The sequence below is a fragment of the Bacillus sp. FJAT-42315 genome (genome assembly GCF_002797375.1).
In the GTDB taxonomy this organism is placed as follows: domain Bacteria; phylum Bacillota; class Bacilli; order Bacillales; family Domibacillaceae; genus Bacillus_CE.
Genome location: NZ_KZ454941.1, coordinates 3,546,591 through 3,571,554 on the forward strand (window position 1 = coordinate 3,546,591; position 24,964 = coordinate 3,571,554).

Below are 24,964 nucleotides of genomic sequence, written 5' to 3' on the forward strand. Positions count from 1 at the left end.
TCTATAAATCTTGAGACAACCGAACCATATCCCGACACTGTATTCCATTCTCAAAAATTTCTTCTGAATAATGCCTAATGAAAAAGTCTTGATCTATACCAATGATTCGAAAGCCACATTTTTGATAAAGGGCTAGCTGTTCAATACTAGAATTACCAGTACCGACCTCGATCGTTTTGTAACCTTGTGCTTTCGCTTGTTCAATCGCATCCTTCACCAACTGCTTCCCGATTCCTTTGCCATGTTCACTCTCCGCCACGGCAATATTCACTAATTCCACTGTTTCCGGCCTTGTCGGAAGCAAAACGTACACGCCAACCTTTTTTTGACCGATTTCCGCCACAAAGCATTCCCCTCTGCTCACATATTCTTTCACTAGCTTTTCAGAAGGGTCGGCTAACAATAATAATTCAATCGGCAGTTCATCCTTTGGAGTTAATTTTCTAATCCGCATCATATTCCTCCTGCCTATTCACTGAAACTACATCATATTTTTCATGCTCGATAATCATTTTTAACGTCGCATAAGCGAGAATTAGCATAAAAAATAAAATCGGGAAGCCCGCAATCGTCGCAATCTGTTTCGTCGCATCAATGCCACTAATCTTGCCGCCAGCTGACAATAAGTTAATGATCGCCATGGAAGACATCACGATCCCCCAATAAATCTTGATTCTTCCTGGTGCTTCCGTCATTTCGTTATTGGAACTATTGATTGTTAAAGAGGAAACAGTAGAAGTCATCGAATCTGCCATCGTCACAATCGAAATAAACACAGTGAAGATGAAGATTAGACTCATCACTGTCGTTAAAGGGTAATGCTCCAAAAAAGAAAAAACAGAAACCTCCATACCATTTTCTTGTATCGACTCCCAAATACCGGCCCCATTTAACTGAAGGTTGATGGCCGCTCCCCCGAACACAGAAAACCAAATGACACCAGCCGTCCCTGGCATGACGACATTCATCAACATAAACTGTTTAATTGTACGCCCTTTTGATATTCTCGCTAGAAACATGCCCATTAAAGGAGCATACGCTAACCAAATTGCCCAATAATAAATTGGCCACCATCTCGGCCATTCAGAGCCATCAATCGGACTTAAATATAGAGATCGAACGAAAAAACCATCCAAATAATGACCAATCGACTGCGTTCCGAACGATAAAATAAATGACATCGGTCCAAAAATAAACACAAAGATGACCATCGCAATAAATATTTTGGAATTTTTATCTGACAGCCAACGAATCCCTTTATGTAGACCAGTATAGCTTGAAATAATATACGTAGCCACAATCATACTAACAATAATAATCCACGTCATTTTCCCATTAGGAATCCCCGTAATAATCTGTAAACCGGTGGCAATTTGCATCGTGCCAACTCCAAGGACAGCTGCCACACCGCCTGCCATTGCAAATAAACAAATATTATCAATCACTGCCCCAACCGTACCATTCATTCTTTTTCCAATTAGCGGATAAAGAATCGAGCTTACTTGATAAGGAAGCTTCGCATTGTACACAGCAAAAGCAATTCCCACACCCGCTAATCCATAAATAGCGTACGGTGAATACGTCCAATGGATAAAGGTTTGAGTCATCGAAAACATCGCCGCCGCTTCACTTCCAGCCTTTAACCCAAGCTCTTCTGGCGGACTCATAAAATGGGTAATCGGTTCGGCAATCCCCCAAAATAAAATGCCCGTCGCAATACCCGCTGTCAACGTAATCGCAAACCAATTCCATGTAGATAATTCAGGCTTAGCTTCCGACCCACCAATCTTAATGTTTCCATACTTCGAAACCATCAAATATAAGCAAATCACTAAAAATAATACACTCGCTAGTTGAAACAACCACCCAAAGCGTTCAAAAGCAAACTGTACAATCGTATTTTCCGCCTCATAAAAAGCTTCAGGGGCAATCACTCCGACAATGATAGCTAATACAAGAATGATACTCATCGGCACGAATACTGACCATCTAATGTTTGAAGACCTCATTCTTTTCCTCCTTTATTTTCAAATTACAGCTATACTATTACTAAGCTTAGTGTTACATAAAAACTGGTTCGAACAAAGCATAAATAGGCAGGTTTCCTATACAAATAACGGTTATGATTTCATTAAGGAATTCTTGGTGTATGTGTGCCTAATAAAAACGAATCCTCTAATCAAATGATGAACTATTGGATTGCTACGGCACATATTGGAGAAACACCTGAAGGGTTACAAACTCTTGAGATCCCTGCCTCTAAATGGGGCATCTTTGAAGTTCATGGCCCAATGCCGGATGCTATGCAAAAAACATGGCAAATGATCACCTCGGAATGGTTTCCGTCCCATCAGTATGAATACGCTGGCACCCCTGAACTAGAAGTATATACAGACGAGGATCCATCCAGCCCTGATCTTTACTCTGAAATCTGGATACCGCTAAAATAACAAACAAAAAAACACGCAAATGTAGCTTTTACACATTTGCGTGTTTTTAAATAATATCTAGCGCTACTGCACAATCGGCAACGGGTCCTCTAACCGTTCCCAATCATTTTTTATTTCACTATCGGTTAATAAACAAGCGTCAAGCATCGATTCAACCTCAGCGACATCCATTTCATGACCGATGATCACTAACTGCTGTTTGCGATCGCCAGTAACTGGGTCCCACATTTGCCGTAACTCTGGCTCTTCTTTAAATAACTGCTCTCTTTCTTCCTCTGATAAATCAGCCACCCATTGACCCGCATATTCAAGCATAATCGACGGGCCGGCTTGTGAAAGCAAAATCGTCTCACTCGGCCGAGTTGCAAGCCAAATAAACCCTTTCGAACGGATCACTTCCACAGGTAAGTCATGCCAAAATTGCTCAAAGCGTCCGGGATGAAACGGAATATTTCGCTCATAGACGAAAGATGAAATGCCAAATTCCTCTGTTTCTGGCGTATGCTCGCCATTTAACTCCTTGAGCCATCCTGCACTTTGACTAGCACGGTCAAAATCAAATAAATTCGTTTGAAACAACTGATCAATTGGCACTTTTCCAAAGGATGATTCAAGAATATTTGCTGTTGGATTTAACTTTTTCACAAAACCATATAAAGTGATTTTCGTCTCTTCATCAATAAGGTCAATTTTATTCAACACGATCACATCGGCAAATTCGATTTGATCAATTAATAAATCGACAATTTCTCTCGCATCTTCTTCGCCTGCTGCCTGCTTGCGATCAATCAGCGATTCTCCAGAAGAATAATCATGCCAAAAACGAAAGGCATCGACGACCGTGACCATTGTATCTAATTGACAAGAGTTCGTTAAATCGATTCCCAGCTCTTCATCTTGATACGTAAAGGTTTGCGCAACTGGCAATGGTTCACTAATGCCCGTCGACTCAATTACAATTCCATCCAAGCCGCCTTGCTTCGCCAATTTATCGACTTCAATTAATAAATCCTCCCGCAATGTGCAGCAAATACAGCCATTTTGCAGTTCAATAAACTTCTCCTCTGTTCGTCTGAAACCGTTTTGATTGACAAGATCGGCGTCAATATTAATTTCACTCATATCATTGACGATGACGGCTAACTTTTTTCCTTCACGATTGGCTAACAATTGATTTAAGACTGTTGTTTTCCCCGCACCAAGAAAGCCACTTAAAACGGTTACCGGTATTTTCCCCATCTTTCTCCCCCTCTTTAATTGAAAATCATTATTATTACGTTTTATAGATGATGAATCATTCGTCTGCATGCACTTCTAGCTCCAGAAATGTTGCGAGCACTTGGTCCAAGCTCAAGTTCTGCCAATGCACCTACCGCATAAAGACCTTCCTTCCATTGCAAGCTTGCCGTCAAAACTGGATACCCACAGGCGGCAGTTGGCAGCTGTTCCTCCCTAATCAAAGTTTGTAACCAGTCCATAGTTGATAGGTTCGACGAAAAACCTGTCGCTAAAATGATTTGTGCAGCACGAATTCGTTTTCCATGTTTTGTTTTTAGTTGGATCATAGTGTGTTTCAGTTTCTCACATGATGATACTTCATCATAAAGCACTTGAATAAGTCCTTGCCGCATATATTTCGTTAATTTTCTATATAGCATAGGTGGCAAGGAGCCTCGACGACGAGCGGTCGTAATCATTTCTCGCCTTTTCGCATAATCATTAACGGATAAAAATCCACTCATATATTTCGGTCCAAGCCATCCTGGATCACTGTCAAATTCATGAACACGGAGAGCATGACGGCTAATCATGATGACTTTGCGACCGGCTCGAATAAGTCGGCACGCAAAATGAGCCGCGCTAATTCCCCCACCGATAATCACAATTGGAGCATCGCCCGGTAACAAGTCTAGCCCTTCTTTTTGAAATAGATGAGCCACCTGCTTTGGAGCTTCTTTTCGCCACGCTGCTGCCCACTCTGGCCAAGCAAATTGTTCGGTACAGCCTGTCGCGAGCACCACGTTTTTAGCTTTTAGCTGATGCTCCTTCGTCTCTATTTGCCATAATGAGCTCTCTTTTTTTATGTCTGTCACTTCTCCTTTGATCCAAGTGGCAGAAGATAAAGCAGATTGAATGGCCACTTCTGAGTGCTCATTAAATAATTCAAGCTGCGGCTTTTTATAATAGCCTACTAACTGATTGATTTTGTGCTGTTTGCGAGCAAATGTATGTAAGCTCGCTGGTTCATAATCAAGATGATGAACCTGAGGTGAACGCAAATAATCCATCCCTGTTCGCATCGTATACATTTTCCAATTCATTAATGGGGCTTCATGACGATCTAAAATCCCCAGTCGTTCAGGTGTTACTTTTCCTGATCGGACAAGGTGAATTGCCAATGTACACCCCTGTATTCCCCCGCCGATAATCAGCCAATCCATCATCGTTTTATTTCGTCTCGCGATGAAGTGTATAACGCTTTAAGCGCGGACAATATTTTTTCAATTCTAACCGATCCGGATTATTCCGTTTATTCTTCGTCGTAATATAATTACGGTCTCCCGTTTCTGTGCATTGTAATGTAATATTTACTCTCATAATTTGTCATCCTTTCTTTAAATCGTAATCATTTCGATTTATTTTATATGGTATTGACTATGTTATGAAAAGTCAAGGGTTTTTAGAAATAAAGTGTCTAATAAGCAGATTAAATAATCTCCCTTATTCCATAAAGTATTCAAGTTTCTTAGTCAATTTTCGGAATCTATATAGTAAAATAGTTAGAGAAAACTGATTATAATGACCTAAAGAAAGGAATCCGATTACTTTGCAACTGACTTTAACTTTTGTCATTTTAGGAATTACGATTGCTTTATTTATGACGAATCGTCTGCGGACGGATCTTGTAGCGATTCTCTCTCTGCTTGCCTTTGTCTTAGTTGGCATTTTAGATCCGACTGAAGCTTTTGCTGGTTTTTCTAATTCTGTTGTGATTATGTTAGCTGGCTTATTTATTGTGGGGGCTGGAATTTTTCGGACAGGCCTTGCGCAAATGGCAGGAAACCTTCTTCTTCGTTTTTCAGGGGATAGCGAGAAGAAATTGTTTATTTTGCTGCTCGTCATTGTCGCTTGTGTAGGTGCTTTTTTAAGTAATACGGGAACGGTTGCTTTAATGATGCCGATCGTTGTAAGTATTGCGATGAGTATGAATAGCAGTCCATCTAAATATTTAATTCCATTATCTTTCATGGCTAGTTTTTCTGGAATGTTAACGCTCATTGCCTCCCCGTCTAACTTAATTATTAGTCAAAGTCTTGTCGATCACGGCTATGAAAAACTTGGTTTATTCGACATCACGCCAATTGGGGTTCTCGGTTCTATCGTCGGAATCATTTATTTATTTCTCGTACGCAACCGATTGCTTCCTAACGGAAAAAACAATAGCCAATCGAAAGCTGAGCACACGCTGTCTCCTAAACAACTTGCTCTTGATTATCAATTAGGTGATCGTTTATACCGAGTAAATGTACCCAACGATTCAGAAATGATCGGCAAGCGATTAGCACAATTGAAAATTCCAGTTAATTATCAATTATGCATATTGCAAATCCGTCGAAAATCAACGGACGGAATTAATCTTTTGCCGGTCACTTATCAAGAAATGGCCGGTCCAGGAAGTATTATTCAACCGAAAGACTCACTTTATATTCAAGGCTCTCTCGAAAATATCCAAAAATTAGTAAAAGATTTTTCGTTAATTCTAGAAGATGAACAATCAGAAGCAGGAGAACTTGTATCAAAAGAACTCGGTATTGCCGAAGTTCTGCTAACTCCTCATTCTAGTCTAGTTAATAAAACAGTGAGAGATATTGGCTTCCGTGAAAAATATAACTTAAATATTATTCGGATTAATCGCCAAGGCGAGCATGTGTTAAAACAAACGTCTAAACAACGACTTCGCTTCGGTGATGCCCTATTAGTCCAAGGGGCATGGAATGAAATTGAATTGCTGGCGAAAGAGACGAAAGATGTCGTCGTCATTGGACAACCGAAAGAACACGCCAGTATGGCAGCCGCTAGCGGAAAAGCTGCGATCGCTGGCGGAATTATGTTATTGATGATTTTATCGATGGTGTTCGAAGTGTTCCCTGCCGTTATCTCAGTGTTAATCGCTGCTGTATTAATGATTGTGACCGGATGTGTTCGAAATATGGATGATGCCTATAGTCGAATTAACTGGGAAAGCATCGTCTTAATTGCAGCAATGTTACCGATGGCTACAGCCTTAGATAAAACTGGTGGAATGAAGATTCTTTCAGAAGGAATTGTTCAATCACTCGGCGGATTCGGTGCAATGGGTGTTCTTGCCGGCATTTACTTTTTAGCGATGGTATTCAGCCAATTCATTAGCAATACCGCTACAACCGTGTTATTTGCACCCATTGCTATCAACGCTGCGATGAGCTTAGATGTCAACCCTACTACGATGTTGGTTGCCGTAGCTGTTAGTGCCAACATGGCGTTAGCTACACCTGTTGCTTCTCCGACAAACGCGCTCGTGATGACAGCTGGAGGCTATAAGTTCATCGATTTCGTCAAGATAGGCGTACCGTTGCAACTAATTATGATGATCGTCATGATGGTCATCATCCCATTGTTCTTCCCACTATAACCAAAAGGAGCGGTCCAGAAAGTCGGTTTTCATTGATTTTCTGGATGCTTCTTTCACCTTGCGAGCAATTTCTTCGACTTTCTAGCCGTTTCTTTCACCTTACGAGCGATTTCTTCGACTTTTTCGGGCACCCGCTTTTCCTTTTCAAAAATTAAAATTTTCAAAAAAGTGTTTGACAATAACACTAAAGCATTTTATTATATAGAACATACCTTTAAAAAACCTTTTAAAACACATTTGAATAATTGGAATTTATCACGAGTGACTGAGGGATAGGCCCGATGACGTCCAGCAACCCCCATATGATGGGAAGGTGCTAATTCCTACAGAATGATTTTCATTCTGAAAGATAAATCAACGCTTCTTAAACGATGCTTCTTTCAGATATGGAAAGAAGCATTTTTTGTTTTTCAAGAAATTTACCAATAGATAAGAGGGATTCATTATGTTAGAGATTCAGAATCTTACAAAAATATATGAAACAAAAAAGAAACAAGTAAAAGGCGTCGATAATGTATCACTAACAATCCAAAAAGGAGAGGTTTTCGGCATTGTCGGTTACTCAGGAGCAGGAAAAAGCTCCCTTCTACGCTGTATTAACTTACTAGAGCGCCCTACAAGCGGTAGCATCATCGTCGATGGACAAGATTTAACGAAATTAAGTAGCGGCTTTTTACGTCAAGCTCGCTTAAAAATCGGCATGATCTTTCAACACTTCTACCTCATCAGTCAAAAAACGGTCGGTGAAAACATCCGCTTCGCTTTAAAAGCAGCGAACACACCGAAAGAAAAGATTGATCATCGAGTACGTGAACTGTTAGAGATGGTCGGTCTTTCTGAAAAAATTGACGTCTATCCTGCCCAGCTTAGCGGTGGACAAAAGCAACGGGTAGGAATTGCGAGAGCACTAGCCAATAACCCATCGATCTTGCTTTGCGATGAAGCGACATCCGCACTCGATCCGAAAACAACGGTATCGATTTTGCGATTACTGAAAAAAATTAACCGTGAACTGAATATCACCATCGTTCTCATTACGCATGAAATGGACGTTGTGAAGGAAATTTGTGATCGCATGGTCATCATGCAAGATGGAAAAGTAATCGAGGAAGGTTCGGTATATGATATTTTCGCCAACCCAGACAAACCACTAACAAAAGAATTTATTAGCAGTGTCGTATCGTTTGAATTACCGCCATCGATTGTACATAGCGTCACAGGGAAAATCGTGAAAGTATTGTTTAAAGGCGAAGTCGCTGGTGAAGGAGTCATTTCCGATATGCTTCAAAACTTTGACGTCCGTGGAAATTTCCTACACGGCACCATTGAATACATTCAAGAAAAGCCACTAGGCATCTTCCTAATGGAATTACAAGGACAAACAGATAACATTGCAAAAGCGCAATCCTATATGGAAAGTCGCGGCGCTTATGTGGAGGTGATTGAGCATGCTGTTTGATGTCCAACATTTCATCGAGATGCTACCAGACATTTGGAAAGCGTTCGGTGAAACTTTGTTAATGATCGGGATTTCTTTAAGTATTTCACTTATTGTCGGTTTACCGCTTGGCATTATTTTATTCGTCACCGACAAAGATCTCTTCTGGGAGAACCGCTATGTGAAAGGAATTCTAGGTTTTATCGTCAATATGGTGCGTTCCATTCCGTTCATTATTTTACTAGTGGCCTTATTCCCTCTAACTAAATTATTAGTTGGAGATACGATTGGACCGATCGCAGCTAGTGTATCCCTATCTGTAGCAGCGATTCCATTTTTCGCTCGCCTTGTCGAAACATCTTTACGAGAAATTGATAAAGGCGTCATTGAAGCATCGATTGCCGTTGGAGCAACCCCTTGGATGATTATTAAAGACGTGTTATTACCTGAAGCCAAATCAAGTGTTATCCAAGGAATTACACTAACAATTATTAGCCTCGTTGCCTACTCTGCGATGGCTGGCATCGTCGGCGGTGGCGGCATTGGAGATTTAGCGATTCGCTTCGGCTATTACCGCTACGACAATACGATCATGATTGCTACCGTCGTCATTTTAATCATCATCGTACAACTGATTCAACAAACAGGAGATTTAATTGCTAAAGCAATTGATAAAAGATAAAAAAGGAGAAAGTAACATGAAAAAATTTTTACTAGCAGCACTTATATTAATCTTAACTACTGCGCTAGCAGCTTGCGGTGGAAAAGATGACACGAGCAAATCAACTAGTGACAGCAAGGAAATCAAGCTTGGAGCAACAGCGGGGCCATATAGTGATATGTTGAAAAAAGCGATCATTCCGCAATTAGAGGAAAAAGGCTACAAAGTGGAACTCGTTGAATTCAGTGACTATGTTCAACCAAACAAAGCATTAGATGCTGGTGACATCGACGCTAACCTATTCCAACACACCATTTACCTTGAAAACTTCGCGAAAGAAAACAATATGAAACTAACAGATTTAATCATCGTCCCAACTGCACCAATGGGCTTCTTCTCTAAAGAGTATCAATCGATTGATGACATTAAAGATGGTGCTCGCGTAGCGATTGCTAACGACCCGTCAAACGCTGCACGTACGTTGCTTTCTTTGCAAGAACAAGGTTTAATTAAAATTGATCCGAACATTGAAGAACTGAAAGCATCAGAGAAAGATGTGATTGAAAACCCGAAAAACCTACAGCTTCAACCGATTGAAGCAGCCGGCCTGCCACGCGCAATCGAAAGTGCAGACATTGCCGCTGTTCCTGGTAACTTCGCTTTAGCGGCAGGACTAGATTTACAAAAGGCCTTATTTTTAGAAAATATGCCTGATAAATTCCGTAACATTGTGGCGGTAAAAGAAGAAAACAAAGACTCACAGTTATCAAAAGATATCGTCGAAATCGTTGAATCAGCGGAATTTGAGAAAGTGATTGATGCTGAATTCAAAGGTTTCGGTAAACCAGAGTGGATGCAAAATCGTTAAACACTAACTTTAAACTGTCGACAAATCCTAGTTCGAAGGATTTGTTGACAGTTTTTCATTTTTCTTTACTATCTAACTCCCAATCAATCATGGAGTCTGTTAAATTCACTTTTTTCATTCCTAGTTTTTCTAATACACGAATCGACCCATCATTATCGTGTCGCGTTTCAGCTACTATTTTATCGACCTTTCCCGTGCGAAACCCCCATTGTATTAATGCTCCCACAGCTTCTGTTGCATACCCTCGATTCCAATAGCTTTCAAGGAAGCCATATCCCACTTCTACTACTTTGTTCTCGTCTGGTTTGCCTTTAAAACCAATGTCACCGACGACAACACCATCATCTTTTTGAACAACTAGCCAAGTACCCCAATACATAAAGGAAGAATCTTCTTCTAATTGCTTTAAATAACTTGAGATTTGCGGCCCATTATCGTATTTCTGGCTAATAGCCATTTTAACTGTTTCCTCCGTACATGGTATAACAAATAGCCTTTGCGTTTCTATTTTCATATTTTTTATTCCTCCATAAACTTTGATAAAAATTTATATAACTTTACTCCGATTTCCTTTCTCCGAGTCACCAATGAAATCGATCTCTTTTCTCCAAAATTAGTAATAGGTAACGTAAAAATCTGTTGATGACTGACATGCTTCACTAGCATTTCTGGTGAAATAGTGATACCCATTCCAGCCGATACCGCTCCAAAAACAAAATCTCCAAAAGCTACTTCACTCACGATGTTTGGTTTATATCCTAATGATTCCATTTGATTAACAATCCGCTTTCTCGTATCACATGGCGCTTGATGAACAATCAAGGGCTCTTTACACAAATCAGCAAGTTCTACAGCTTCTCTTGATTGGAAAGAATGCCCTAACGGAAAAACAGCACAATAAGGCTCCGTAAACAATTCACAACTCCATAACGAGTTTTTCGTATAGAGGCTATCAATAAAGACAGCATCCAATCTCCCTTCCTGCAACGCCCTTACTAATTCTTCAGAAGTGTTTTGCATCATTAAATGGATCGGTCTACCTAGAAAGTTAAATTCTTTAATTCTCGAAGGTAAATAATAAGTGGCTAAGCTGGGTAAACTTCCGATCGCTATCGGATGATCTCGACGAAATGTCCGCAACTCTCGACGAATATCATCTAATTCAGCTATAACAGGTTTTATCCGAGCATAGAGTCGTTCTCCCTCTTTTGTCAGTTCGACCCCTTTAGACGTCCGATGAAATAATAAGACATCTAGTTCATTTTCCAAATGGCGAATATGTTTACTTAATGCTGGCTGAGAAATGTTATTTACGTTGGCTGCTTTCGATAAACTTTTTTGATTAGCAGCCTCGACAAAGCTTTGTAACCAGTCTGTATTCATTTATCATTCTCCCCAAACGCTATAACTTTTTGTTATATCCCTCTAACACAATGATCGTTCTTTTTCACTTGATAAAATGATAATTTTTTACATATGGATATGATTTCAAGTATAACATATCGTTTTATCCACTATTTTTACACATTAAAGGAGCGGTCACATGAAAAATGTTTTCTTCCTCACGATAGGTATGTTTACCCTTGGGTTCGATGCCTATATCATTGCTGGTTTACTTCCTGGAATAAGTGCAACCTATGAAAAAAATGCTTCACAAATAGGACAAGCTGTCAGCATTTTTACGTTGTTTTATGCCGTATCAGCTCCGCTTTTTGCTTCTCTTCTAGCTGGAAAACCGATTAAAAAGGTTTTATTATTTTCCATGTTGATGTTTGGACTTGCCAATGCATTGAGTGCCGCCGCTCCAAATTTCACTATATTTCTATTATCAAGAGCAATCGCCGGAATGACAGCTGGATTATTTTCACCATTAGCCGTAGCAGGGGCCGCTTCATTAGTTCCTTTAGAGAAAAAAGGACGCGCATTAAGCTTAACCATTGGAGGCATGAGTATGGGAACGGTACTAGGCGTTCCTATCGGTCTATATATTGCTAATCTGTTTAATTGGCAATTGACAATGTGGGTGGTCGTCATACTTAGTTTCATTGCTACCGTGTGCATGTTCAAATTCCTACCTACAATTCCTGTTACTCCACCACCTGCGATAAAAGAAAGACTATCCATGTTCACGGATAAAAGAGTGGCCATAACAGTCTTTGTTACGTTTTGCGCCAGCATTGCCAGCTTAGGTTTATATACATATTTGGCTCCCTTACTACAAGATCTTGCTTCCACTAGCAATCTAACAATTTACTTATGGTCTTGGGGGTTAGGCGGTTTAGTTGGAAGCTTATCGATTGGTTATGTTATCGATTACTTTAAAAAGTCAAAAACATTAATGGTGATCATTTTAACAACATTAACCGTCGCTATTATCTGCCTACCGTTGCTAATCAATGTACCGTTTTTGAAATATGTACCGTTTTTTATTTGGGGAGCGATGGGCTGGGCATCTCAAGCGCCTCAGCAACATATTTTATTGTCTTATCAACCTAAACAAGGGAGTACAGCCGTTGCTTTAAATAGTTCTATTAACTACTTAGGAAGTTCAGTAGGGGCTTCATTAGGTGGTTTAGTGATTTCCTTGGGGATAGGAACAATGGCATTAATCTATTTTGCGATTCTATTTATGGCGATCTCTCTCTGCCTCCAATTTTATAGTATGAGAAAATTTAGTCAGCCCTCATAACAGCACCAAAACAAAAAAGCCGTGCAAACACACGGCTTTTTCACTCTTACTTAGTCCATATTTACCCAAACGCTCTTTACTTCTGTGAAGTTATCTAAAGCGTAACTTCCCATTTCGCGTCCAAGTCCTGATTGTTTATATCCACCAAATGGAGCTGCCGCATCAAATACGTTGTAAGCATTGATCCATACAGTTCCAGCTTGTAATTTATGAGCAACGCTATGCGCTTTTTTCAAATCTTGTGTCCAAATACCTGCTGCAAGCCCATAATCAGAGTTGTTCGCTTTCGCTACTAAATCATCGATATCATCGAACGGCATCGCTGCAACCACTGGTCCAAAGATTTCTTCATTCGCAATCGTCATTTTACTATCAACGTCCGCGAAGATCGTTGGCGATACGAAGTAACCTTTATCAAACGGAATCGTACCGCCCGTTAATACTTCCGCGCCTTCCTCGATTCCTTGGTCAATGTAGCCTTTTACTCGTTGTTGTTGCGCCGCAGAGATCAAAGGTCCCATTGTTGTATCTAAATCTAAGCCATTTCCTTGTTTGACAGACTTCGCAGCTGTTGCTAAGTCTGCCATAACGTTATCATACATTTTCTTTTGTACGAATAGACGGCTTCCTGCACAGCATACTTGACCTTGGTTAAACATAATACCCATTAACGCTCCTGGAATCGCTTTCGTTAAATCGGCATCTGGTAAAATGATGTTCGGTGATTTACCACCAAGCTCAAGCGTCACGCGTTTCATTGTGTCAGCAGCTGATTTCATAATTGCTTTACCAACTGGCGTAGAGCCTGTGAAAGCAATTTTGTCTACTAACGGGTGATCAACGATTGGTTGTCCAGCTGTTTTACCGTATCCTGGAACGATGTTGACAACCCCTTTAGGGAAGCCAGCTTCTTCCATTAATGTCGCTAAGTATAGGGCTGATAAAGGCGTGTTTTCTGCTGGTTTAAGAACAACTGTACAACCAGTCGCAAGTGATGCACCTAATTTCCAAGCAGCCATTAATAATGGGAAGTTCCAAGGAATAATTTGACCTACTACCCCAACTGGTTCATGACGAGTGTACATGAAATAATTTCCTTGTACCGGAATCGTTTGCCCAACAATCTTCGTCGACCAGCCAGCAAAGTAACGGAAATGTTCAATTGCTAAAGGTACATCCGCATTTAACGTCTCTTGAAGTGGCTTACCATTATCTAATGTATCTAATTGAGCTAGCTCTAGTTTATTCTCTTCCATTAAATCTGCTAGCTTATAAATTAAGCGGCTTCTTTCCGCTGATCCCATTTTTGACCAAGCACCATGATCAAATGCTTCTCTTGCTGCACGAACGGCTAAATCGATATCTTCTTCCACTGCTTCTGCTACAACAGCTAACACTTCACCTGTTGCTGGATTCAGTGTCTCGAATGTCTTTCCAGATACGGAATCAACGAATTCACCGTTAATGTAAAGCTTTTTCAAACCATCTAAAAACGAAACTACTTTTGGACTTAATTGACTTGTCATAAGTTGAACGCTCCTTTTTATATGGAAACTATGAATCAATTAGATTATACACTTCTAATATTTGAAAAAACAAGTAAATAGTCCTAATCATTTAGTTTCTTTATACCAATTATCCCTGTATATTTACAGGGATAAGATGAAAATTAAGGTTGTTACTGCAGTCTATAAAGAAAAAGCTCTCTTTCCTTAAAACGGAAAAAGAGCTTTTTCTTTGTTTTATAAATCAAAAAAGATCCCGACAAGTGAGTAAACAATCACCGTTGAAAATAGAATCGTCATATGGAGAAGCGAATACACAAACAGCGATTTCGCCCATTTCTCCGAATCCATCTTTTGATAACCAGATACACTTAACACTAGCCAAATGACACTTAAAAGCAGTGCCACTAGCGTGATTCCTAAGCTTAATGACATAAACAGAAAGCTTGTCGCGATCAAAATGACTAAATAAACATTCGTTTGAATATAAGTGCGCCTAAAGCCTTTCACAACAGGTAACATCGGAACATTAGCTGCTTTATATTCATCATGTTTGCGAATCGCTATCGCATAGAAATGCGGCATTTGCCAAATGATCATAATAATGAACAGACCAAGGCTAGCTGGATGTGTGATATCTGGATGAACAGCCGCCCATCCAATTAGCGGAGGCATTGCTCCAGATATACTTCCAACCTCCGTATTATAAATCGTTCGACGTTTCGTCCACATCGTATACGGAACAACATAAAAAAACAAACCTAAAAATCCTAGAAATGCTGCTAGTGGAGAAGCTAAAGCAAGTGCCCCTATTCCAAGGATCGTCATCACGATCCCGAGCCACAGGACGGATTTCGAACTGATTTCACCCGTTACAGTTGGTCTCGTTTTTGTTCGTTCCATCACCGCATCGATATCACGATCATACAGATTGTTAAAAGCTCCCGCCGCTCCCATAATTAAAGCGGAACCAATGAGCGCAAAAATCATTTCTGGGATATGTTCCACTAGTCCCATGTCATACGTATATAAAGCCAATGTTAGTCCTGCAAACATCGGAATCAAATTAGATTTAATAATCCCCGTCTTAACCGTCTGTGCCAAAATGGTTGACCAAGACTTGGCCGATGTCGTTACAGAAGCTGTTTGATCCCTTTTATCCATCTTTAATTCACTTCGCATGATTTTATTATTCATTCCTTTTTATCATTTCACACCTTCTTCAATTTTATCATAAAACTTCACACATTCGTTGATTCATTCTTTCATTATGTTATCAATATAAGCATAAGTCTTCATACTATTGTCATTTCGTTCAATAAGTTCACATAAAATACACTTTTGTGTACATTCCGTAGTGAACAGAATTATACTAACTCTATTGACTGAAGAATAAAAATTTTAGAATGGAGAGTCGAAACAATGAAACCAGAAATAGTAGTAGAAAAATTTTTCAACGAAGTACGATCCGGACGTAATGTACATATAGTCTCAGAATTGATGGCCGAAAGAGTACTCGCCCACCAAATTCAATCTGAACACGAAGAAACGGTTGAACGATCCCCAAAAGATTATGCAGATCATGTGCAAGAAATGTTGGACGCTTATGGTTCATTTACGATAGAAATTCAAGAGTTGTTTGCCTCACAACAAAACCTAGTGTACGTCCGTTGGAAACAGATAGGCACTCATGTTGGTGAAATCAATGGATTCCAACCAACCGGACTCCCGATTATACAATTAGCTAGCGCTGTTTATCGTGTAGAAGATGGAAAAATAACGGAGTATTGGATTCAAATTGACCGTGCAGGTATTCAAGCCCAACTTGAAGCTAATCACGAAAAAGTGAGCGCTAAATAAAGGATTAATGCTCCCTCTTAGTTTTTCAAGAGGGGGGCATATTTCTCTAACGGTTCTTATCATCCATCAATTGAGGATATTTTTCGCTCCAGTCAACGCTCATTGATTGAAGTTCTTCTAAATATTTTGCATAGGAGCGACTTAATATTCTCATATTTGCAATCACTTTTTCTTCATATCCAGACTGTTCTTGGAATGCTTGCATTGCCTGTTGCCACTTGTAAGCTGCACTATCTTTAAAGGCTTGCGATTGACGATATTCAATACAGGCTTCAATCGTTTCTTTGTTTTCTTCAAAATAGGTTTCTTTATTAGCCAGTGCTGCAGCTATATCTTGGGAGAGGTGTTGAAAATAAGTTGTATCCAATGAATCCAATAATTCAGCCATTTCCTCTAGAAATGGAGGATCTTCCACCTCATCTAAGTAGGTCACCATTTCATTATAGGCTCTCATTTTTTCCGGTGTACTGATGTCCTCTGTTAAGAAACGGCCGAAATGGACTGCTAAATATCGGCCGAAATGACCTGGGAAAGCCAATATTAAGCGATCCACCAAATACTCTGGCGCAAAATCTCTCAACTCTACTGTCTCTTCCATACTTATTTTACCGCTTGCGATTGACTTCAAATAACCTAATTGAGCTGTTTCTCTCTCAATAGTCTTTTCTTTCTCCGTTATAATATTTTCTAAAATATGTTCTCGTTCACTGCTATGTAACAACTTTTTAATATTCGCTACAGAAATACCTAATTTTCGATAAATGGCTATTTCCTTTAGCACTTGCACATCCGACTCATCAAATCGACGATAGCCATTGGCATCTTGCTGTATCACAATCAACTGTTGTTTTTCATAATATTGAATCGCCTTTTTCGTTAAATGACAGACTTTCATGACTTCACTAATTCTCAATGCAATCACCTCTTTATACGAGAGTAAACGATTCCCTAAGGAGCTAGTCAAGCATTCAAAGCTAATTTATCTTTTCTCTGGCTCATGATTAACTCCCAAATTCATATCCCTTCCTGCTCAAACAAAGCTATGATATGATGACAGCATAGTACAACGTATTTTGAACAAGGGGTTGTTTTATGATGCATCAAGAGACACATTCAGTCGATGCCATCCAAAAAGTATTAAAAGATTGGAAAGGCTTTTTTATTCCTTATCAAATGGCATTAAATGAATTAGAAAGTGATTTCAAAATTATTGATTTAGAGTGGAAAACAGCACATGGCTATTCTCCCATTGAACATTTGAAAACGCGAATGAAAACCGTCTTTTCATTGGTCGATAAAGTTGAAAGTAAGAATATACCATTAACACAAGAAGCCGTTGAAAAGGAAATACGGGATATTGCCGGCGTCCGTATTGTTACTAGTTTTATCGATGATGTCTACATGCTGAAAAAACATATTGAGCAGCGTGAAGATACCCGGATCCTTCGCGTCAAAGATTATATTAAAGAACCGAAAAAGAGCGGCTACAAAAGCTTACATCTAATTATCGAAACACAAGTCATTTTATCTAATCAAATATTATGGGTTCCCGCTGAAATCCAAATTCGCACTTCTGCAATGGATTTTTGGGCCTCGACAGAACATAAACTCAACTATAAATATCAAGGAGAAGTCATACCAGAAGAAGCTCAAAAACAATTAGTCGAGCTATCAAAAGCTTCCTTTGCGTTGGACAAGGAAATGTCGAAATTAAGAAATCAACTATTATCTAAATAAGGATTTTGAGCAGTTTCAACTAGTTGAAACTGCTCTATTCGCTGTCTATCCACCTACGACAGCTTTCTTTGTTGCAACAAAAACAAGCCTAAACCAATTAAAATAAGAGCGATACCAAACCCTTGCTGAACAGAAATGACTTCCCCTAAAATGAAATAAGCGAGGATGCAAGTGCCAATCGTTTCTCCTAGGATACTCATGGAAATAACAGAAGTACTTAACCATTTCAGCAACCAATTAAACACCGTTTGTCCCAAAATCGTCGCAATAAACGCTAGGCCAATAAAAGACCACCATGTTTGAGCAGAATAATCGACAAAGGAGGCTTGCTGGCTGAAGGCAAACAAGCTTAAAAACAAAGAGCTGCTCGCATAGCCAATAATTGAATAAGGAACGAGAGACAAGCTTTTACGGACGTGCTGCCCCACGAAGAAGTAAGCGGTAATCACACCTGCTGCAATAAAAGCTAAAATATCACCAAACAGCGCCTCACCACTGACTTGAAAATCTCCCCAGCCAATAACGATGCTCCCAGCAATTGCGACAAGAAAGCCAAAAATCGCTCCTTTGCTAAAACGCTCTTTAAATAAAAAATACCCGCCTACCATCGAAAACAATGGCTGTAACGTGACAATAACCGTCGAGCTTGCCACTGACGTATAATTTAACGATTCAAACCATAGCACATAATGAGCGGCTAAAAACAAGCCCGATAATAGCCCCAATCCCCATTGTTTTTTAGACAATGATCGCAACTCTTCGCGATTCTTTTTATTCACTAATAAAAACGGCAAAAGAATCAACGTAGCAAAAAACAGCCGGTAAAAGGCGGTAATTGCCGCTGGCGCATCTGCTAACTTCACAAAGATAGCGGAAGTTGATAAAGCAAACACCCCAAAAAATAACGCTACATAAGAAATAAATGGTGATTTCAATCCTGTTCCCCCTAAGCTGTCGTAACTAATAATAAAAAACATTCCAATAAACAGTATAAAATTTTTATCCTTTTTTTCAAAAGGAGTAATAGTTGAACTAGAAGGCAGAGAATACTTTTTATTAGAAAACTAAAAAAGCCGACTAGAAGTTAAATCATTGACTTCTAGTCGGCACCCTTTCTTATCAATCAAGAGAACTGCAAATTTCGATATAGTTTCCATCAGGATCTGCTATGTACGCAACTACTTGTCCCCAAGGTTTCGCTACTGGCTCCACAAGAATTTGAACACCTTGCTCTCTCAATTTTTCAATCGTTTCTTCCACATCATCTACGACAAATCCAAGCTCAAACGTTTGTGACACGCCCTGTTTAGGGATGCTCAAGCCCGTAAGCTCTTGAACACTTTCTCTAGTATTTATCGCTAAAATGGTCGAGCCGGTTTCGAATTCAATATAAGTTTCGTGTTCGCCACGAATCGGTAAACCTAAAATATCCTTGTAAAATATCATAGACCTTATATGATCGGAAACGTATAAAATCACATACCTCATATTCAAGTTCAATTGAATTCCTCCTACGTTCGTTTTTTAATACATTCGTCAAGGAATTACATTTTACCTGTCATCAAAATATATAAAAGTTCTCTTGAATTCACCTTTATGTTTTCTTCTCTATCACGTTTGTTGAATATACTTAATCAACATGCATTATTTCCTATAATACACCTTGCCCTCTAATTCTTTAAGAGTGACCGGATAAATGGTAATCGTTCCTCCATCCTTAATTAAGCCATCATCTCCAAATACAGAATCAGAGTTTAATACCACTGTAAAAGAAGGCTTATTCTCATCCCCTTTAATTACAATAGAAAAAATTCCTTGTTGTTCTGAATCTTCATTTCTGTAATAGTAAAGTTGGCCATCTTTTGCATAAATAATTTCACCTGCATCGTACATGAAGTAGTTTTGAGGGTTCTCTTGTTCAAACCATTTGCCAGTCAAGCTAACAGCTACATTTTGATATGAAACATAATTAGAACTTCTAAAATTGAAAATGCTTTGGTGCAAAGTGCCTTTTTCACTAACCTGGTAAGTAACAACAGCAGTGTCTCCACTAACCCAGTCGATTTTATACGTTTCTTCTTCGAGGGTCTTATATGTAGAACTTCCCATTAATGTGGCGACTTTTTTCCCAAAGAGAACGCCTCTACGCTTCAATCTAATTGTCTCATTACTCATTTTCTTATATTCTTTTAAAATCACTTCATGCTGGTGATCCTTTGACTTTGACACCACCACATTTACATCACCCATATAATAGAAAAATGTAGAATTGCTCACCAACAATATTAGACCAAGGATCATTTGAGTCCATCTAACAAAGTGATTCTTACTGTACAACAATAGAAACATAATTATAATCACATAATTGATTACATAAAAGATCCACTCATGAATTAAATAGTATCCCATCGGAGCAGCAACCCCAATTATTAATCCTTGAAAAACCATCAGCACTGCAGCCATCACACATAACATTATTTTCATTTTTCTATTCCTAATCATAGCATCATCACCTACAATCCAAACTGCGCCATAATTTCACGATAAATATCATCGTTCATATCTACATAGTCCCAAGTCACACCTGTATTAACACTACGATAAACTAACGTTTTTTCTTGTGCTGTTCCGTTGTTCCTAATGGCAACAAGGTACCCTGTTCTAGCATCATCCAAGAAATCAATGTACATCTTATCATAACCATTTTGTAAATCATGAGTAGCTGTCTTGGATATGCTACCAACACTCCAATACTCACTTGGACTATCTGTCGTGATAATGCTTATATTTTCTGAACCGCGCCCACCATATACAATGGTAATCTTCTCACTTGATACGTAAATATTGCTTTGTGAAATAGTATCTAGATATTCACTGATACGGGCATATCCTAGTTGGGCATCATCTGGGACTTGCACCCAAGTCTTCCCTTTGTTATTTGTAACATAGAGCTTGTCCTCATATATGGTGAAGTTTTTGTCATATTTCACAGGTAAAGTTGTCTCTTTAGTGCCGGATATACTATGCGAGACCATACGATCAATATCTTCTGGATTTAGTTGGTCCTCTTGAGTGTCCTTCATAATGAATGGATTCTCTGGAACATAATGAGAATTTTTATCTTCTATGATGATTTTACTCACTTTGATTGTACAAAAAGTAATCATTATACTAACTAAACAAATGAAAATTATTTTTAATAACTTCATAAATGATCCCTTCTTTTTAGAAAACTATCAAATTCATATTGAAACTTACATTTCAATTGAAAGTTTCACTTTTTTCAAAACCCGATACAACTCATCAAGCTGTTGAATCTCATAAGTTGAAACGATGTCAGTGTCATTGGATTTCATATTAGGATTGAACCAACACGTATCTATACCCGCTAACTGCCCACCTTTTATATCGGCACTTAAGGAGTCTCCAATAATCAATGCTTGGTCTACAGAGAAATTAGGAATGCGGGCAAAAACATAATCGAAATACTCCTTCATCGGCTTTTGATAGCCGGTATTCTCTGAAACGAAAATACCCTTAAATAAAGGATATAAGCCTGAATCACGTAACCGTTTGTACTGAGTCTTAGACACACCATTTGTCACAATATATAAGTCATATTGGTATTGTAAATTTGTGATTAGCTCAAAGGCTCCATCTATTAGCTGATGTCCCTTCTCTAAATAGCTTCGATACTTGTTGTCCAGTACAATTCCATCCACTTCTTGACCATACGCCTCAAATAAAACAGAAAAACGTGTATTTAGTACATCATCACGGGTGATTTTTCCTTCTTCAAAGGCTCTCCAAAGATCTTGATTAATTTGCTTATAATGAGCTTCTATCTCTGCCGTTAAAGGGATGTCTTGATCCTCAAACAGCAAGCGCAACGCTAAATCCTCCGCTGCCCTAAAATCCAACAATGTATCATCTACATCAAATAATAGTGTTTGATATTTCTTCAATATTCTCTCTCCATTCAATCTAGCGTCTAATATTCATAAATATTGCGGCTCGCTAATGCATGTAGCCCTTCCCTGTCTTTAACAAGAATAAATTCTTTACTTCGCTCAATCAGCCCCTTGTGACAAAATTGCTGGATCACCCGATTGAGGTGTCTATAGCTTGTTCCAATTAAGTTAGCTGCGTCTTTTAAACTATCTATACTCAATTGTCCTTTAAATTGCGAGTCTGATTCATCAAAAGAGACCGACAATAGGTAACTAGCCAAGCGCACTTCCACTGGATACATCAAATTAAAGTTTGAAGCGTTCGATTTAATGTAAAACTTTCGAGTAATGATATCCAATAAAAATTGCAACAACGGCGTGTACTCTTGTCCATATTTTTTCAGCCAATGATAATGAACGCCAATCATACTAACAGCTGAGACAGCCTCTACTGTATTGATCATATCCATCCCCTGTATGTATTCAATATCCCCAATCACTTCAAGCGGTGTTTTAAAAGAAAGAATTAGTGATTTTCCCTCCGCTGATGTCGTATAGATTTTCACCTTTCCCTTCACAAGCACGTATAAACATTCTGAAGGATCTCCTTGGGAACAGATGACTTCTCCTTTATCAAAATGATATAACGACAAATGAGGGAGTAATCGTTCATTAAATACAGATTCTATTTGATAAGCCTTCAAATAAGCTGTTAATTGCTCACGATCTTTCACAACTCCGTGCACCTCCGTTCCCCTAATTTTGATTTCTTTTATTATGAAATACAGATCAGTATATTAGAAAGGACATATGTCCCAAAGCTGAAAGTAAAAGAGCCTGACCCCGAAAAAATATCTAGTAGCTAAAGAAGATCATACCCTCTTTATTTAGATATCCTTTTGGAGCCAGACCCTATTAAATCAGCACTTACGCCTTTTTCACAAATTCCGACTTTAATTTCATCGCACCGAAACCGTCAATTTTGCAATCAATATTATGATCGCCATCTACTAAACGAATGCTTTTTACTTTCGTCCCGATTTTTAATGTGGATGAACTTCCTTTTACTTTAAGATCTTTAATGACAGTAACCGAATCACCGTCTTTTAAAATGTTGCCATTCGCGTCTTTAACAACTTTTTGATCTTCATTATTTTCTGCTTCTGATTCTAACGTCCACTCATGCGCACATTCTGGACAGACAAAAAGACTTCCATCCTCGTATGTATACTCTGAATTACATTTTGGGCAATTTGGCAAATTCGACATAAATTTAGCTCCTCCAGTCATTATTATTCATTCTATCACTATACATTAAACCCCTATCACAAAGCTACCTTTTAGTCGAAAAGAATCATTCATGATACAAATGGTATTTTTATTTCAAGCTTTTAATAGCTAATAATGATAAAAATAAAAAATGTGCAAGGGATTTTACATCCTCTGCACATTTTTTATTTTCGAGAAATATTAACTCCGCAGGCAAGATTCGAACTTGCGACCGATCGGTTAACAGCCGATAGCTCTACCACTGAGCTACTGCGGAACAAAGTGGGCCTGAATGGACTTGAACCATCGACCTCACGCTTATCAGGCGTGCGCTCTAACCAGCTGAGCTACAGGCCCATTTAAAATTAAATGGAGCGGGTGATGGGAATCGAACCCACGACATCAGCTTGGAAGGCTGAGGTTTTACCATTAAACTACACCCGCGTAGACAATTATGGAGGCGGCAACCGGATTTGAACCGGTGATAAAGGTTTTGCAGACCTCTGCCTTACCACTTGGCTATGCCGCCCTTTAAACGGGATGGCTGGGCTAGAAGGATTCGAACCTTCGCGTGACGGAATCAAAATCCGCTGCCTTACCGCTTGGCTATAGCCCATTAATTAAATATGGGGCGACCGAGGGGAATCGAACCCCCGAATGTCGGAACCACAATCCGATGCGTTAACCACTTCGCCACGATCGCCATAAATAGTATTAAGTTTAAATTGGCAGGGGCAGTAGGAATCGAACCCACACTGGAGGTTTTGGAGACCTCTGTTCTACCGTTAAACTATGCCCCTATAAAACTGGTGGAGGGGGACGGATTCGAACCGCCGAACCCTGAGGGAGCGGATTTACAGTCCGCCGCGTTTAGCCACTTCGCTACCCCTCCATATTTAGATTAAAGAAGGCATGTATTCATACAAAATGGTGGCTCAGGACGGAATCGAACCGCCGACACATGGATTTTCAGTCCATTGCTCTACCAACTGAGCTACTGAGCCAAACAAAATATATTAACAGTAGGTAATTCCCTGCTGAAAAAATATGGCGGTCCGGACGGGACTCGAACCCGCGACCTCCTGCGTGACAGGCAGGCATTCTAACCAACTGAACTACCGGACCATATATTGCGGGGACAGGATTTGAACCTGCGACCTTCGGGTTATGAGCCCGACGAGCTACCAGACTGCTCCACCCCGCGACGTTGTGAATAAAAATAAGAGTAAAATATGGCGGAGGAAGAGGGATTCGAACCCCCGCGCGGTTTAACCCGCCTGTCGGTTTTCAAGACCGATCCCTTCAGCCAGACTTGGGTATTCCTCCATATTTTAAATAGCGGCGGAGGGGATCGAACCCCCGACCTCACGGGTATGAACCGTACGCTCTAGCCAGCTGAGCTACACCGCCATGTATTGTATATTAAGTTGGTGGAGCCTAGCGGGATCGAACCGCTGACCTCCTGCGTGCAAAGCAGGCGCTCTCCCAGCTGAGCTAAGGCCCCATGTTATTATTTTTTAGAGCTTTAAATGGTCGGGAAGACAGGATTCGAACCTGCGACCCCTTGGTCCCAAACCAAGTGCTCTACCAAGCTGAGCTACTTCCCGCTTGAATAATTAATGGCGCGCCCGAGAGGAGTCGAACCCCTAACCTTTTGATCCGTAGTCAAACGCTCTATCCAATTGAGCTACGGGCGCACAAAAGTGGTGCCGAGGACCGGAATCGAACCGGTACGGTAGTCACCTACCGCAGGATTTTAAGTCCTGTGCGTCTGCCAGTTCCGCCACCCCGGCATTTTATGGAGCGGAAGACGGGATTCGAACCCGCGACCCCCACCTTGGCAAGGTGGTGTTCTACCACTGAAC

The 24,964-nt window shown here is 39.7% G+C and carries 25 protein-coding genes, 17 tRNA genes and 1 riboswitch; of the genes, 8 read left to right on the plus strand and 34 right to left on the minus strand.

What is annotated here, in order from left to right:
- Window position 1: 1 nt before the first annotated feature.
- Together CEF22_RS17335 and CEF22_RS17340 are read right to left on the minus strand one after the other, a co-directional pair.
- Window positions 2–454, minus strand: a complete 453-nt coding sequence (locus CEF22_RS17335; RefSeq protein ID WP_100403839.1) for a GNAT family N-acetyltransferase — start codon at window positions 452–454, stop codon at window positions 2–4.
- The gene (locus CEF22_RS17340) at window positions 444–2,009 is read right to left on the minus strand and encodes a BCCT family transporter (RefSeq protein WP_100403840.1); all 1,566 of its coding nucleotides are present in this window, start codon (window positions 2,007–2,009) and stop codon (window positions 444–446) included. The genes CEF22_RS17335 and CEF22_RS17340 overlap by 11 nt, the downstream gene beginning before the upstream one ends.
- A gap of 129 nt (window positions 2,010–2,138) precedes the next feature.
- Here CEF22_RS17340 and CEF22_RS17345 point away from each other — a divergent pair, with 129 nt between their 5' ends.
- On the plus strand, window positions 2,139–2,450 hold the full coding sequence (locus tag CEF22_RS17345) for a GyrI-like domain-containing protein (protein WP_332849184.1): 312 nt from the start codon (window positions 2,139–2,141) through the stop codon (window positions 2,448–2,450).
- A 63-nt stretch (window positions 2,451–2,513) separates the two neighbouring features.
- On the opposite strand, the gene CEF22_RS17350 is transcribed toward CEF22_RS17345, so the two are convergent.
- The 3 genes from CEF22_RS17350 to rpmG are packed head-to-tail and all read right to left on the minus strand — an operon-like array spanning window position 2,514 to window position 5,048.
- Window positions 2,514–3,689: a GTP-binding protein gene (locus CEF22_RS17350; RefSeq protein ID WP_100403841.1), complete on the minus strand. Its 1,176-nt coding sequence runs from the start codon at window positions 3,687–3,689 to the stop codon at window positions 2,514–2,516.
- Between the two features lie 41 nt (window positions 3,690–3,730).
- Window positions 3,731–4,894: an NAD(P)-binding domain-containing protein gene (locus CEF22_RS17355; protein ID WP_100403842.1), complete on the minus strand. Its 1,164-nt coding sequence runs from the start codon at window positions 4,892–4,894 to the stop codon at window positions 3,731–3,733.
- 4 nt (window positions 4,895–4,898) lie between these two features.
- Window positions 4,899–5,048 (minus strand): 50S ribosomal protein L33, encoded by a 150-nt coding sequence (rpmG, locus tag CEF22_RS17360; RefSeq protein ID WP_094836002.1) that lies wholly within the window; start codon window positions 5,046–5,048, stop codon window positions 4,899–4,901.
- A 223-nt stretch (window positions 5,049–5,271) separates the two neighbouring features.
- Between rpmG and CEF22_RS17365 the strand changes: the two genes are divergently transcribed.
- The 4 genes from CEF22_RS17365 to CEF22_RS17380 all read left to right on the plus strand — a co-directional run bounded on the left by CEF22_RS17365 (window position 5,272) and on the right by CEF22_RS17380 (window position 10,089).
- Window positions 5,272–7,122 carry an SLC13 family permease gene (locus CEF22_RS17365; RefSeq protein ID WP_198508117.1) on the plus strand — a complete coding sequence of 617 codons (1,851 nt, stop codon included), beginning with the start codon at window positions 5,272–5,274 and terminating at the stop codon, window positions 7,120–7,122.
- Between the two features lie 249 nt (window positions 7,123–7,371).
- A riboswitch (SAM riboswitch) is annotated at window positions 7,372–7,478 on the plus strand.
- Between the two features lie 89 nt (window positions 7,479–7,567).
- Window positions 7,568–8,581, plus strand: a complete 1,014-nt coding sequence (locus CEF22_RS17370; RefSeq protein WP_100403844.1) for a methionine ABC transporter ATP-binding protein — start codon at window positions 7,568–7,570, stop codon at window positions 8,579–8,581.
- Window positions 8,571–9,242: a methionine ABC transporter permease gene (locus CEF22_RS17375; RefSeq protein ID WP_100403845.1), complete on the plus strand. Its 672-nt coding sequence runs from the start codon at window positions 8,571–8,573 to the stop codon at window positions 9,240–9,242. Before CEF22_RS17370 ends, CEF22_RS17375 begins: the two co-directional genes overlap by 11 nt.
- Window positions 9,243–9,258: 16 nt before the next feature.
- Window positions 9,259–10,089, plus strand: coding sequence for a MetQ/NlpA family ABC transporter substrate-binding protein (locus CEF22_RS17380; protein WP_095480036.1), 831 nt, complete (start codon window positions 9,259–9,261; stop codon window positions 10,087–10,089).
- Between the two features lie 55 nt (window positions 10,090–10,144).
- Here the strand turns inward: CEF22_RS17380 and CEF22_RS17385 are convergent, their stop codons facing one another.
- Both CEF22_RS17385 and CEF22_RS17390 read right to left on the minus strand, forming a co-directional pair.
- Window positions 10,145–10,603 carry a GNAT family N-acetyltransferase gene (locus CEF22_RS17385; RefSeq protein WP_100403846.1) on the minus strand — a complete coding sequence of 153 codons (459 nt, stop codon included), beginning with the start codon at window positions 10,601–10,603 and terminating at the stop codon, window positions 10,145–10,147.
- A gap of 5 nt (window positions 10,604–10,608) precedes the next feature.
- Complete coding sequence (locus CEF22_RS17390) at window positions 10,609–11,472, minus strand: LysR family transcriptional regulator (protein WP_095480024.1); 864 nt, start codon at window positions 11,470–11,472, stop codon at window positions 10,609–10,611.
- Between the two features lie 160 nt (window positions 11,473–11,632).
- On the opposite strand from CEF22_RS17390, the gene CEF22_RS17395 reads away from it, so the two are divergent.
- Window positions 11,633–12,778: an MFS transporter gene (locus tag CEF22_RS17395; RefSeq protein WP_100403847.1), complete on the plus strand. Its 1,146-nt coding sequence runs from the start codon at window positions 11,633–11,635 to the stop codon at window positions 12,776–12,778.
- A gap of 50 nt (window positions 12,779–12,828) precedes the next feature.
- Here CEF22_RS17395 and CEF22_RS17400 read toward each other — a convergent pair whose 3' ends face one another.
- Both CEF22_RS17400 and cyoE read right to left on the minus strand, forming a co-directional pair.
- A complete protein-coding gene (locus CEF22_RS17400; protein WP_100403848.1) occupies window positions 12,829–14,304 on the minus strand; it encodes an aldehyde dehydrogenase family protein in 1,476 nt (491 codons plus the stop codon).
- Window positions 14,305–14,520: 216 nt separating this feature from the next.
- On the minus strand, window positions 14,521–15,447 hold the full coding sequence (gene cyoE, locus CEF22_RS17405) for a heme o synthase (RefSeq protein ID WP_232726158.1): 927 nt from the start codon (window positions 15,445–15,447) through the stop codon (window positions 14,521–14,523).
- Between the two features lie 258 nt (window positions 15,448–15,705).
- Here cyoE and CEF22_RS17410 point away from each other — a divergent pair, with 258 nt between their 5' ends.
- Window positions 15,706–16,143: an ester cyclase gene (locus CEF22_RS17410; protein ID WP_100403849.1), complete on the plus strand. Its 438-nt coding sequence runs from the start codon at window positions 15,706–15,708 to the stop codon at window positions 16,141–16,143.
- 46 nt (window positions 16,144–16,189) lie between these two features.
- Here the strand turns inward: CEF22_RS17410 and CEF22_RS17415 are convergent, their stop codons facing one another.
- Complete coding sequence (locus CEF22_RS17415; RefSeq protein ID WP_100403850.1) at window positions 16,190–17,056, minus strand: MerR family transcriptional regulator; 867 nt, start codon at window positions 17,054–17,056, stop codon at window positions 16,190–16,192.
- 179 nt (window positions 17,057–17,235) lie between these two features.
- Between CEF22_RS17415 and CEF22_RS17420 the strand changes: the two genes are divergently transcribed.
- Window positions 17,236–17,880, plus strand: a complete 645-nt coding sequence (locus tag CEF22_RS17420; RefSeq protein WP_332849180.1) for a GTP pyrophosphokinase — start codon at window positions 17,236–17,238, stop codon at window positions 17,878–17,880.
- Between the two features lie 53 nt (window positions 17,881–17,933).
- Here CEF22_RS17420 and CEF22_RS17425 read toward each other — a convergent pair whose 3' ends face one another.
- The 24 genes from CEF22_RS17425 to CEF22_RS17540 form a co-directional block, all read right to left on the minus strand.
- Entirely contained in the window at window positions 17,934–18,815 is an 882-nt protein-coding gene (locus CEF22_RS17425; protein ID WP_100403851.1) for a DMT family transporter, read from the minus strand.
- 184 nt (window positions 18,816–18,999) lie between these two features.
- Window positions 19,000–19,380, minus strand: a complete 381-nt coding sequence (locus CEF22_RS17430) for a VOC family protein (protein ID WP_100403852.1) — start codon at window positions 19,378–19,380, stop codon at window positions 19,000–19,002.
- 144 nt (window positions 19,381–19,524) lie between these two features.
- Window positions 19,525–20,382 (minus strand): hypothetical protein, encoded by an 858-nt coding sequence (locus CEF22_RS17435; protein WP_100403853.1) that lies wholly within the window; start codon window positions 20,380–20,382, stop codon window positions 19,525–19,527.
- Window positions 20,383–20,393: 11 nt separating this feature from the next.
- Entirely contained in the window at window positions 20,394–21,089 is a 696-nt protein-coding gene (locus CEF22_RS17440; RefSeq protein ID WP_100403854.1) for a hypothetical protein, read from the minus strand.
- 45 nt (window positions 21,090–21,134) lie between these two features.
- On the minus strand, window positions 21,135–21,845 hold the full coding sequence (locus CEF22_RS17445) for a YjjG family noncanonical pyrimidine nucleotidase (RefSeq protein ID WP_100403855.1): 711 nt from the start codon (window positions 21,843–21,845) through the stop codon (window positions 21,135–21,137).
- A 26-nt stretch (window positions 21,846–21,871) separates the two neighbouring features.
- The gene (locus tag CEF22_RS17450; protein ID WP_232726159.1) at window positions 21,872–22,576 is read right to left on the minus strand and encodes a Crp/Fnr family transcriptional regulator; all 705 of its coding nucleotides are present in this window, start codon (window positions 22,574–22,576) and stop codon (window positions 21,872–21,874) included.
- A 181-nt stretch (window positions 22,577–22,757) separates the two neighbouring features.
- Window positions 22,758–23,099 carry a zinc ribbon domain-containing protein YjdM gene (locus CEF22_RS17455; protein WP_141236850.1) on the minus strand — a complete coding sequence of 114 codons (342 nt, stop codon included), beginning with the start codon at window positions 23,097–23,099 and terminating at the stop codon, window positions 22,758–22,760.
- A gap of 205 nt (window positions 23,100–23,304) precedes the next feature.
- A tRNA-Asn gene (locus CEF22_RS17460) sits at window positions 23,305–23,376 on the minus strand.
- 6 nt (window positions 23,377–23,382) lie between these two features.
- A tRNA-Ile gene (locus CEF22_RS17465) sits at window positions 23,383–23,456 on the minus strand.
- Between the two features lie 13 nt (window positions 23,457–23,469).
- Window positions 23,470–23,543 (minus strand) — tRNA-Gly (locus CEF22_RS17470).
- 11 nt (window positions 23,544–23,554) lie between these two features.
- Window positions 23,555–23,628: transfer RNA gene (locus tag CEF22_RS17475), tRNA-Cys, on the minus strand.
- A 12-nt stretch (window positions 23,629–23,640) separates the two neighbouring features.
- Window positions 23,641–23,715: transfer RNA gene (locus CEF22_RS17480), tRNA-Gln, on the minus strand.
- A gap of 11 nt (window positions 23,716–23,726) precedes the next feature.
- Window positions 23,727–23,802 (minus strand) — tRNA-His (locus CEF22_RS17485).
- 23 nt (window positions 23,803–23,825) lie between these two features.
- Window positions 23,826–23,899 (minus strand) — tRNA-Trp (locus CEF22_RS17490).
- A 7-nt stretch (window positions 23,900–23,906) separates the two neighbouring features.
- Window positions 23,907–23,991, minus strand: a tRNA-Tyr gene (locus CEF22_RS17495).
- A 36-nt stretch (window positions 23,992–24,027) separates the two neighbouring features.
- Window positions 24,028–24,103 (minus strand) — tRNA-Phe (locus CEF22_RS17500).
- Window positions 24,104–24,147: 44 nt separating this feature from the next.
- Window positions 24,148–24,224: transfer RNA gene (locus tag CEF22_RS17505), tRNA-Asp, on the minus strand.
- A 5-nt stretch (window positions 24,225–24,229) separates the two neighbouring features.
- Window positions 24,230–24,303 (minus strand) — tRNA-Met (locus CEF22_RS17510).
- A 29-nt stretch (window positions 24,304–24,332) separates the two neighbouring features.
- Window positions 24,333–24,425, minus strand: a tRNA-Ser gene (locus CEF22_RS17515).
- 10 nt (window positions 24,426–24,435) lie between these two features.
- Window positions 24,436–24,509, minus strand: a tRNA-Met gene (locus tag CEF22_RS17520).
- An 18-nt stretch (window positions 24,510–24,527) separates the two neighbouring features.
- Window positions 24,528–24,603 (minus strand) — tRNA-Ala (locus tag CEF22_RS17525).
- 26 nt (window positions 24,604–24,629) lie between these two features.
- Window positions 24,630–24,706 (minus strand) — tRNA-Pro (locus CEF22_RS17530).
- A 13-nt stretch (window positions 24,707–24,719) separates the two neighbouring features.
- Window positions 24,720–24,796 (minus strand) — tRNA-Arg (locus CEF22_RS17535).
- Between the two features lie 7 nt (window positions 24,797–24,803).
- Window positions 24,804–24,892: transfer RNA gene (locus tag CEF22_RS17540), tRNA-Leu, on the minus strand.
- Window positions 24,893–24,964 lie beyond the last annotated feature (72 nt).

Excerpts from the sequence above, each read along its gene's own strand:
- CEF22_RS17335 (WP_100403839.1), bottom strand. The coding sequence starts at position 454 with ATGCGGATTAGAAAATTAACTCCAAAGGATGAACTGCCGATTGAATTA.
- CEF22_RS17340 (WP_100403840.1), bottom strand. The coding sequence starts at position 2,009 with ATGAGGTCTTCAAACATTAGATGGTCAGTATTCGTGCCGATGAGTATC.
- CEF22_RS17350 (WP_100403841.1), bottom strand. The coding sequence starts at position 3,689 with ATGGGGAAAATACCGGTAACCGTTTTAAGTGGCTTTCTTGGTGCGGGG.
- CEF22_RS17355 (WP_100403842.1), bottom strand. The coding sequence starts at position 4,894 with ATGATGGATTGGCTGATTATCGGCGGGGGAATACAGGGGTGTACATTG.
- rpmG (WP_094836002.1), bottom strand. The coding sequence starts at position 5,048 with ATGAGAGTAAATATTACATTACAATGCACAGAAACGGGAGACCGTAAT.
- CEF22_RS17370 (WP_100403844.1), top strand. The coding sequence starts at position 7,568 with ATGTTAGAGATTCAGAATCTTACAAAAATATATGAAACAAAAAAGAAA.
- CEF22_RS17375 (WP_100403845.1), top strand. The coding sequence starts at position 8,571 with ATGCTGTTTGATGTCCAACATTTCATCGAGATGCTACCAGACATTTGG.
- CEF22_RS17380 (WP_095480036.1), top strand. The coding sequence starts at position 9,259 with ATGAAAAAATTTTTACTAGCAGCACTTATATTAATCTTAACTACTGCG.
- CEF22_RS17385 (WP_100403846.1), bottom strand. The coding sequence starts at position 10,603 with ATGAAAATAGAAACGCAAAGGCTATTTGTTATACCATGTACGGAGGAA.
- CEF22_RS17390 (WP_095480024.1), bottom strand. The coding sequence starts at position 11,472 with ATGAATACAGACTGGTTACAAAGCTTTGTCGAGGCTGCTAATCAAAAA.
- CEF22_RS17395 (WP_100403847.1), top strand. The coding sequence starts at position 11,633 with ATGAAAAATGTTTTCTTCCTCACGATAGGTATGTTTACCCTTGGGTTC.
- CEF22_RS17400 (WP_100403848.1), bottom strand. The coding sequence starts at position 14,304 with ATGACAAGTCAATTAAGTCCAAAAGTAGTTTCGTTTTTAGATGGTTTG.
- cyoE (WP_232726158.1), bottom strand. The coding sequence starts at position 15,447 with ATGGATAAAAGGGATCAAACAGCTTCTGTAACGACATCGGCCAAGTCT.
- CEF22_RS17410 (WP_100403849.1), top strand. The coding sequence starts at position 15,706 with ATGAAACCAGAAATAGTAGTAGAAAAATTTTTCAACGAAGTACGATCC.
- CEF22_RS17420 (WP_332849180.1), top strand. The coding sequence starts at position 17,236 with ATGATGCATCAAGAGACACATTCAGTCGATGCCATCCAAAAAGTATTA.
- CEF22_RS17435 (WP_100403853.1), bottom strand. The coding sequence starts at position 20,382 with ATGATTAGGAATAGAAAAATGAAAATAATGTTATGTGTGATGGCTGCA.
- CEF22_RS17440 (WP_100403854.1), bottom strand. The coding sequence starts at position 21,089 with ATGAAGTTATTAAAAATAATTTTCATTTGTTTAGTTAGTATAATGATT.
- CEF22_RS17455 (WP_141236850.1), bottom strand. The coding sequence starts at position 23,099 with ATGTCGAATTTGCCAAATTGCCCAAAATGTAATTCAGAGTATACATAC.